This window comes from Rubritalea sp. (assembly GCF_039830215.1).
Lineage (GTDB): Bacteria > Verrucomicrobiota > Verrucomicrobiia > Verrucomicrobiales > Akkermansiaceae > Rubritalea.
Genome location: NZ_JBDOPO010000015.1, coordinates 1,668 through 9,704, shown reverse-complemented (window position 1 = coordinate 9,704; position 8,037 = coordinate 1,668). Strand labels below are relative to the sequence as shown.

The 8,037-nt window shown below is 47.5% G+C and carries 6 protein-coding genes; 4 read left to right on the top strand and 2 right to left on the bottom strand.

The genetic code is table 11. From position 1 onward, the window contains the following. Positions 1-561 precede the first annotated feature (561 nt). On the bottom strand, positions 562-1,836 hold the full coding sequence (gene serS, locus ABGY95_RS00560; RefSeq protein ID WP_347439732.1) for a serine--tRNA ligase: 1,275 nt from the start codon (positions 1,834-1,836) through the stop codon (positions 562-564). A gap of 75 nt (positions 1,837-1,911) precedes the next feature. Further along, the gene (locus ABGY95_RS00555; protein WP_347439731.1) at positions 1,912-3,780 is read right to left on the bottom strand and encodes an ABC transporter ATP-binding protein; all 1,869 of its coding nucleotides are present in this window, start codon (positions 3,778-3,780) and stop codon (positions 1,912-1,914) included. Between the two features lie 152 nt (positions 3,781-3,932). Here ABGY95_RS00555 and ABGY95_RS00550 point away from each other — a divergent pair, with 152 nt between their 5' ends. The 4 genes from ABGY95_RS00550 to ABGY95_RS00535 form a co-directional block, all read left to right on the top strand. Beyond that, on the top strand, positions 3,933-4,715 hold the full coding sequence (locus ABGY95_RS00550) for a hypothetical protein (RefSeq protein WP_347439730.1): 783 nt from the start codon (positions 3,933-3,935) through the stop codon (positions 4,713-4,715). 37 nt (positions 4,716-4,752) lie between these two features. After that, positions 4,753-5,556, top strand: coding sequence for a hypothetical protein (locus ABGY95_RS00545; protein WP_347439729.1), 804 nt, complete (start codon positions 4,753-4,755; stop codon positions 5,554-5,556). Positions 5,557-5,661: 105 nt separating this feature from the next. Then, positions 5,662-6,120, top strand: a complete 459-nt coding sequence (locus ABGY95_RS00540) for an acetolactate synthase (RefSeq protein ID WP_347439728.1) — start codon at positions 5,662-5,664, stop codon at positions 6,118-6,120. Positions 6,121-6,246: 126 nt separating this feature from the next. Further along, positions 6,247-8,037, top strand: a 1,791-nt coding sequence (locus tag ABGY95_RS00535) for a transketolase (protein ID WP_347439727.1), incomplete at its 3' end; no start/stop codon positions are given.

Genomic DNA, 8,037 nt, shown 5'->3' with positions numbered 1-8,037 from the left:
GACACCAGGTATAATGCGTGGCAATGCCGAGTGCGCCAAATAGAGGGTATCCAATAGATCTAACAGTAACTGTGGAGAGAACCTCGGCAACACTCGCTAAAACACTGACAAGGCGGCGTTGCTTGTTGAGTTGGGTCATATTGATGTGCAATGCACCAGCAAAGAGAAGCTAGCTGAGCATTCCTTCCATCAGAGCTTCGTTGAGGTCGATCATGCCAACGATGTGTTGTGCGAAGCGTCCATCGGTGGCCAGACACAGCTTAGACCTAAAAGGATATGGCTAATGACTGGGAATCAGCATGATGCCGATCGTACTGGGTCGCTTTCACCAGCGATAGTTCATGTAAGCAAATAGGCTAGCCAGAGTGGGTAGAATCGCGGCGATATAGCGAAGTTCTACAGGGGTGTTAGTCATGACGGGTGATTCCTAGAGCTTGCAGAACATAATGGGGAGGTAAGTTAGTTCAATAGGGGCTAGTTGCTCTTGGAGCTGTGTTTTCTTAAAAAAAAAGGTCGCAGCGAGTCACTGCGACCTTTTGAAAGATTTGTTAGTTCAGCTTATTAGCTAATCTCAGTTTTACCAAAATATGGAACTAATGCCTCTGGAATGGTGATGGATCCATCTGGGTTTTGGTTTTGTTCCAGTAGAGCCACGTAGAGACGAGGCAGAGCTGTGGCTGAGCCGTTGAGTGTGTGGCAGAATCGGTTCTTTCCATCAGCGTCTTTGAAGCGAAGTCGGAGGCGGCGTGCCTGATAGTCTCCGAAGCTAGAACAGCTAGAAACTTCAAGGTATTTGCCCTGACCTGGTGCCCACACCTCGATGTCGTATGTCTTCGTTGCTGAGAATCCGACGTCTCCAGTGCAGAGTTCGATGGTGCGGTAGTGAAGACCGAGTTTCTGAAGGACTGCTTCGGCGTGGCCGGTGAGTTCTTCAAGAACTTTGAGTGACTCGTCTGGGTGCACGGCCTGTACTAGTTCAACTTTGTCGAACTGGTGCATGCGGATGATCCCCTTGTTATCGCGACCTGCGCTACCAGCTTCACGGCGGAAACATGGAGTTTGGGCTGTCATCTTGATCGGAAGTTCAGACTCCGCGAGTAGAGTTTCGCGAAGAAGGTTAGTGACAGGAACCTCAGCAGTGGGTGCGAGGAACATTGCGTTGTCTTCCAGACCATACATGTCGTCTTCAAACTTAGGAAGTTGACCGGTGCCCTCCATACAGTAGCGGCGGATGATGTGAGGGACATTGACCTCCGTGTAGCCGTGCTCTTCAGTTTGGAGGTCGAGCAAGAAGCTGATGAGTGCGCGCTCGAGGCGTGCTCCGGCTCTGCGGTAGACCGCGAATCCTGAGCCTGAAATTTTTGCGGCGGCATCGAAATCGATCAAGCCATGCTTCTCTGCGATTTGAACGTGGTCGAGTGGCTCAGCAATAGCAGGCTTTTCACCCCACACGCGGACTTCTGGGTTATCGTCTTCAGTGAGGCCAACTGGGCATTCAGCATGGGGCACGTTCGGGATGCTCATCAGTAGATGGTTTTGGCGGCTTTCGACAGCATCCACTTCGAGCTCGAGGATTTTTATTTTGTCGCCGATCATTTTTACTGCAGCCTTCGCAGTCTCAGCTTCTTCCGTTTTTCCCTGCCCCATTAGGGCGCCGATCTCTTTGGAAGACGACTTACGTTCAGCTTGAAGTTGTTGTTTTTCAGTCTCGATTGCTCTGCGGCGTTGGTCGCAGACAAGGACTTCGTTGATCAGCTCCTGAGCGTCACCACCACGGGTGGCAAGGCGGGCCTGAATAGCTTCAGCGTTTTTGCGTATTTCTCGGATGTCGAGCATGAGGCTCGTTTACGTCTTTCCTAGCCAAAGGTAAATCGTAAAAACTGCATCGAGAGAGATTATTCTACTCAGGAGCTATTCGTCTAATGAACTGTCGTTGAGGAACGATTGCTTAGAGAGTTCGGCGTATTTACCATTTTGTTGCACCAAGCATTCGTGGGAGCCTGATTCTATGATTCTACCACGATCTAAAACGTGGATAATGTCAGCGTTTTTGATGGTAGAGAGTCGGTGAGCAATGACAAAGGCAGTTCTTGTATTCAACAAGTTATCGAGGGCGTCTTGGATCAATTTCTCAGTCTTACTGTCAACGCTGGCTGTGGCTTCGTCTAAAATGAGAATGGGCTGATTTTTGAGAAGTGCGCGAGCGATCGAGAGGCGTTGTTTCTCACCTCCAGAGAGTTTGACTCCTCGTTCACCAACATTGGTGTCCAAGAGCGATGGTAGATCTTTGATGAAGCTGCTAGCATTTGACGCGTCTAGAGCGCGCCAAAGTTCTTCGTCGGTAGCATCACGTTTCCCTAGAAGTAGGTTATCGCGCACGGTTCCATTGAATAGAAATGAATCTTGTGTGACGTAGGCTATATTTGACCGGAGTGAGGGTTTATTCAAGCTGTTGAGCTCATGTCCATCGATTGTAATAGAACCAGAATCATATTCGTAGAAGCGAGTGAGGAGGTTGACTAATGTTGATTTACCCGCGCCGGTGGAGCCTACCAGTGCGATGGTTTGACCTGGTTTGGCCTTGAGCGAAATGTTGTGGAGAGTAGGGATCTTATCGTAACTAAAGTAAACGTGATCAAAGTGAACCTCACCACTCACAGGAAGCGGGAGGTTGGCTCCGTCATTTGCATGCACCTCGTCTTCTGTATCAAGAATCTCAAAGACGCGTTCAGCCGCAGCTTTAGAAGATAGTGCCATCTGGTTAAGACCATGAAGCTTAGAGATTGGCTCATAAAGAGCCCATAAAATAGTAAAGAAGTACAAGTAGATTTCAGTGCCAACGCTAGGGTCAGTAATGATTCGGTAACCACCCACCCCGAGTACTAACACGTAACCCAGTGAATTTATAAAGCTCATGCTAGGGGAGTACATAGCCCAGTGCTTCATCACTTTTAGTGTCGTTTGTTGAACTTTGTTTGATAGCGTGTTGAAACGTTTCAATTCGTCAGCTTCGGCTGCATAAGATTTGATTTGATTCACTCCTGCGATGTTATCACTTAGGAGTGCATTCATCTCACCTGTGTGCTTTTTGAGATCGCGGTAGCGGTCTCTAGCATTGCGGGTGTAGATAATAGCTCCGATAGCTAACAAGGGAAGGGGAGTCAAAGCTGTGAGGCCTAAGACTGGGTCCTTCGATATTAAGAAGACACTAACGATGATGATTTGGAGGGCTGCTATAAGTCCCTGCTCGACACCATCTATCAGTAATCTCTCCATAGCTGGGATGTCTTCGGCTACACGCGTCATTATGTCGCCTGTGCGCTTAGAGTCAAACCACTTGAGTGGGAGTCGTTGTAGCTTCGAGTAAAGTTCTGCGCGGAGATCAAAAATGGCTTTCTGTTCAAACACATTATTGATGAGAATCCGGAGGCAATTGAAAAGATCACGCCCGAAAAAGGCTGCGAGAGCAATAAATGTGTAGCGTAAAACCTTTCCTATATTCTCGCTTTTGTGCTCATTAGTAGTCACATCTGGAATCAGCTTGCGAACGGCCACTGCAGCTGCTGGATTTGAATTATCTGGATTAGTTTCTAATTTTTTGGCAAGCTGCTCAATTTGTTTGGTATCCGAGTAGCTATCAATGACTTCCTCGTATATGCGGCCGGACATTTCTGGGAAAATGAGAAGCATGAGAGTCATGAGGATAGCGCATAGTAGTTGCGCTATTGCTAGCTTCGGGTAGCGGCCGTAATAAGAGAAAATGCGTCGGATGGTCTTCATGAAATGCTGCTAGAAGGTGGGCATATCTTACATAAAAGTAAAGCTATGTGGAAAATCTGTGAATTTTAGGGTTGTCGAGTGGGGGAGGATCCACCTAGTGTCCAACATCACACCCAAAAATCCTACTTCAACAAACGCTACATAAAACCACAATGGCTACTAATATCTTTGGCGGACTAACCGCCGCCGTCTTAGCCCTTTCCATCTGGATGGGCTTTAAGAATAATGACGAATTTAAAAACCAGCAGAATCTTAATGAGAGAGCTGCGATTCAGCTAAAGGCTGGGCAAGAGGATCTTACAAACTTAACAGCTAAGCGTGACGAGACAGTTACTAGTAAAGAAGCAACACTTGCGGAAAACGTGCAAGAGTCCGAGAAACTAGAGAAGGTTATCACTGAAGTAGCTGCCATCGAGGCTGATATTACCTCCCAAAAGAGTATTGTCTCATCAAACGAAAGCAAGATCGCATCAAACAATGATATACTCAAAGGTCTTCCAGATCCAGACATCCTCGTTCCACAAATCACAGCGACCAAGAATAATATTGCACAGCTAAAGAGTGATATTGAATCTGATGAAGCAAATCTGGAAAACTTGAAGCAACGCGAAGAGAGCACTAGAACTCTAGCAGCTAACAAGCGTAACGTGATCGAGCATCAAACTGCAGGTAAATCACTCCCATCACTTTCTACTACAGTTCAGAGCGTGTATCGCAACTGGGGTTTTGTGACTCTCAATGGAGGAAACGCACACGGTGTGGTTCCTGGTTCCGTTCTTGACGTACTACGCAATGGTGAAGTGGTAGCTAAATTGAAAGTAACAGCAGTTGAGCAAAATCGTGCAGCGGCAGACATCATCCCTGATGCGCTTCCAGTTATTGTTGCTCTCCGTTCAGGGGATCGTGTAGTTGCTGAAAAAATTGCCCAGCAGTAAACGCTATAATATTTTAACCTCTTACTTACTTATTACTATGAAAACACCTTTATTCGCTGTTGCATGTGTGGGAATTGGCGCCGCAGGAGTATTCTCATACACTAAAATAGCAATGCACCAGGCTGAGCTTGACTCCACAAACGAGAAAAAAGAACGCATCGTCAATGTGGAGCATTCTTATGTAAAAATGCAAAAAAACTACGACCTTGAAAAGGATCTCAAGAAGAAGGCCGAAGACGCCCTCAATGATACAAGGGCCGAGATTGAACTTAAGGAGTCACAAAAGTTAGCATCGAAACGTACCCTTAAAGATCTCGACAACAAAGTAGCTAATCAGCAAGAACAAATCGAAGAAGTTGAGACTCTCATCAAGAAAGTCAAAGAAGCTTTCCAGGGGCAGAATGTGGAACTTGAAGAAATTCCAGCTTTCGTTGAGAAACTCAATGAAGAGCGCAAGGATCTCCAGAAGCAGAGCGAAGAGCTAGCTATTGCAGTAGAAGAAGTGCAGAAAAAGTTGGATGCTAACAACGCTGATCTTGCTGACCTCAACAAGCGTGAGTCAGAGCGCATCAATAGCCTTCGTCAGAATAGCCTCTCATCACTTATCACAGCAGTAAATAGCAATTGGGGTTTTGTGATTATCAAGCCACATCCAAATGCGCTTATAGATGCTGACTCAAACTTGATCATAGTACGTGGAGCTCAACACATTGGCCGCCTTAGTATCAATGCTGTAGAAGCAAATCGTGTGATAGCTGACATCGACTACGATAGTCTGGTTGCCGGAGCACGAGTTCGTGCTGGTGATCGTGTCATCCTTGCTAAAGCCAATAGTCGCTAAGAGCCAAATCTTTAAATCACTTTTCAAAACGCATTGTCCGATGGGCAATGCGTTTTTTTAGTTAGTTGCTGTTGTAGTTGTGTGCTAAACTCAAAATCAGAAGTAATGGAGGACGTGCTAGTTAAAAAAGAAGGAGAACCAGTAAAACAGTTTTCTGTGATGCTGCAAAATCGAGCCGGCGCGTTGGTAGCGTTAGTCAGACTCGTTCGCTCAGCAAAAGTTGAGATTATTGGAATTAGTATTCAAGACTCGAAGGATGCCACAATCGTGAGAATGTTAGTCACTGATCCCGATACTGTATTTTGTCTGTTTGCTGAAAAAGGTATTTCATATACGATATGCGATATGGTGGTGATTGCATTGAGGGAGTCGGGTGTTGGTTTAGGGGCTTGTCTAGATGCTCTAATGGCGGCCGAGACGAATGTTGATTTTGCGTATTCTTTAATGGCTCATCCCGACAGGCAGAGTTTAGTGGCTATGCACTTGGAGGACTATTCCTTTGGCATTGATGTGTTGAATCGATCAGGCTTTAAGGTGCTTTACCAAGAGGATTTATCTCGATAGATTGACTCTAAGTGAGAAATTCCTGTGATTAGAGTGAGACGCTGCTGGCGTATGACTCGGAAAGCGTGCCCGGGGTAAAATTGTTTCTTGTGGATTTAAGTGACTTAGTGAATGGTCGCTCCGTCTATGAATGAACAAATTTTACAATCCGCAGCAGCACAAGCTCGTGGATTAGCAATCGACGCAGTTCACGCGTGCTCATCTGGTCACCTAGGTCTACCACTTGGATGTGCCGAAATAGGTGCGGTACTATTCGGCGAAAGCCTCAATTTCGACCCAGCTACACCGAAGTGGCTCAACCGAGACCGCTTCATCCTATCTGCAGGTCACGGCTCCATGTTTATCTACACTTGGCTTCATCTAAGTGGTTACGGTGTGTCTATAGAAGATGTTAAGAGCTTCCGTAAGCTCGACAGCATCACTCCGGGTCATCCAGAGTTCGATGAGACTCCAGGAGTAGAAGCAACTACTGGTCCACTTGGTCAAGGAATCGCAAACGGTGTTGGTTATGCGATATCAGGTAAGCGTGCAGCGGCTCGATATAATACAGCTGAGCACACACTGTTCGACAATAATGTGGTTATCCTTGCCGGTGACGGTTGTATCCAGGAAGGTGTTGCCCGCGAAGCAATCGAATTTGCTGGTCACAGTGGCCTCGATAATCTGGTTCTCATCTATGATAGCAATGACGTGACTCTCGATGCAATGGCTGACGTATCTCAAGGAGACAGAGCTGAAGCATACTTCGAGTCTCAGAACTGGAACACTGTGACAATCAACGGTCACGACCTCGCAGCTGTGAAGTCCGCTATTGATGCTGCTAAGGCGAATACAAATGGTAAGCCATCTGTGATCATTGCTAAGACTGAAATCGGCCGTGGTATTCCACAGGTTGCAGGAACACAAAAAGCACACGGAGAAGGTGGAGCAAACTTCGCAGCGGAAGCGCGTGCAGGTCTTGGTCTTCCAGAAGCTTCGTTCTTCGTCTCTGACGATGTGCGCGCTTTTTTCGCAACTAAGGCAACTGAGGGTGCAGCAGCAGTTGCAGCTTGGCAGTTGACTTACGACGCATGGATGGCTGCTAACCCAGCTCTTGCTGAAGAACTCAGCAACGGCGTTGCTCAGGTGATCCCTAGCGACCTTCTCGACCAAATCCCAGCATTCGAAGCTGACTACAAGGACGCAACTCGCGGCACTGGCGGTGTGGTGATCAACAAGATCGCTGAGCTAGTACCACAACTGCTCACTGGTTCTGCTGACCTTTACGGTTCGACCAAGAACTACCTCAAAGGTGGTGGCGATTTCTCTGCGACTGACGCATCTGGCCGCAACCTCTGGTTCGGTATCCGTGAGCACGCAATGGGTGGTATCTGTAATGGTATCGCTTATGATGGATTGTTCCGTGCATCAGGAGCGACATTCTGTGTTTTCGCTGACTACCTTCGTCCATCTATCCGTATCGCAGCGCTTGCAAAGCTTCCTGTGACATACATCTTTACACACGACTCCGTAGGTGTTGGTGAAGACGGTCCTACGCACCAGCCTGTTGAGACAGTGAGTGGCCTCCGCGTCATTCCTAACCTCGATGTGATGCGCCCAGCTGATCCTGAAGAAGTGGCTGCAGCGTACGCAGGTTCACTTGCGCGTACAGATGGTCCTACAGCACTTATTTTCACTCGTCAGGGGGTTCGTCACAACAGCGAAGTACCAGTGGCAACTCGTCGTGAAGGCACACTCAAGGGTGGTTATGTTCTCAAAGAGGAAAAGGGCGAGCTCAAGCTCATCCTTATGGCTTCAGGTTCAGAAGTTGGCCACATTGTGGAAGCTGCAGAGCAACTTGGTGACGGCGTCCGCGTGGTTTCCATGCCATGTCTCGAGCGTTTCGACCGCCAGAGCTGCGAGTACAAAGAGAGCGTG

What these genes read in the sequence shown, in the direction of transcription:
- serS (WP_347439732.1), bottom strand. Translation starts at nt 1,836, where the DNA reads ATGCTCGACATCCGAGAAATACGCAAAAACGCTGAAGCTATTCAGGCC.
- ABGY95_RS00555 (WP_347439731.1), bottom strand. Translation starts at nt 3,780, where the DNA reads ATGAAGACCATCCGACGCATTTTCTCTTATTACGGCCGCTACCCGAAG.
- ABGY95_RS00550 (WP_347439730.1), top strand. Translation starts at nt 3,933, where the DNA reads ATGGCTACTAATATCTTTGGCGGACTAACCGCCGCCGTCTTAGCCCTT.
- ABGY95_RS00545 (WP_347439729.1), top strand. Translation starts at nt 4,753, where the DNA reads ATGAAAACACCTTTATTCGCTGTTGCATGTGTGGGAATTGGCGCCGCA.
- ABGY95_RS00540 (WP_347439728.1), top strand. Translation starts at nt 5,662, where the DNA reads ATGGAGGACGTGCTAGTTAAAAAAGAAGGAGAACCAGTAAAACAGTTT.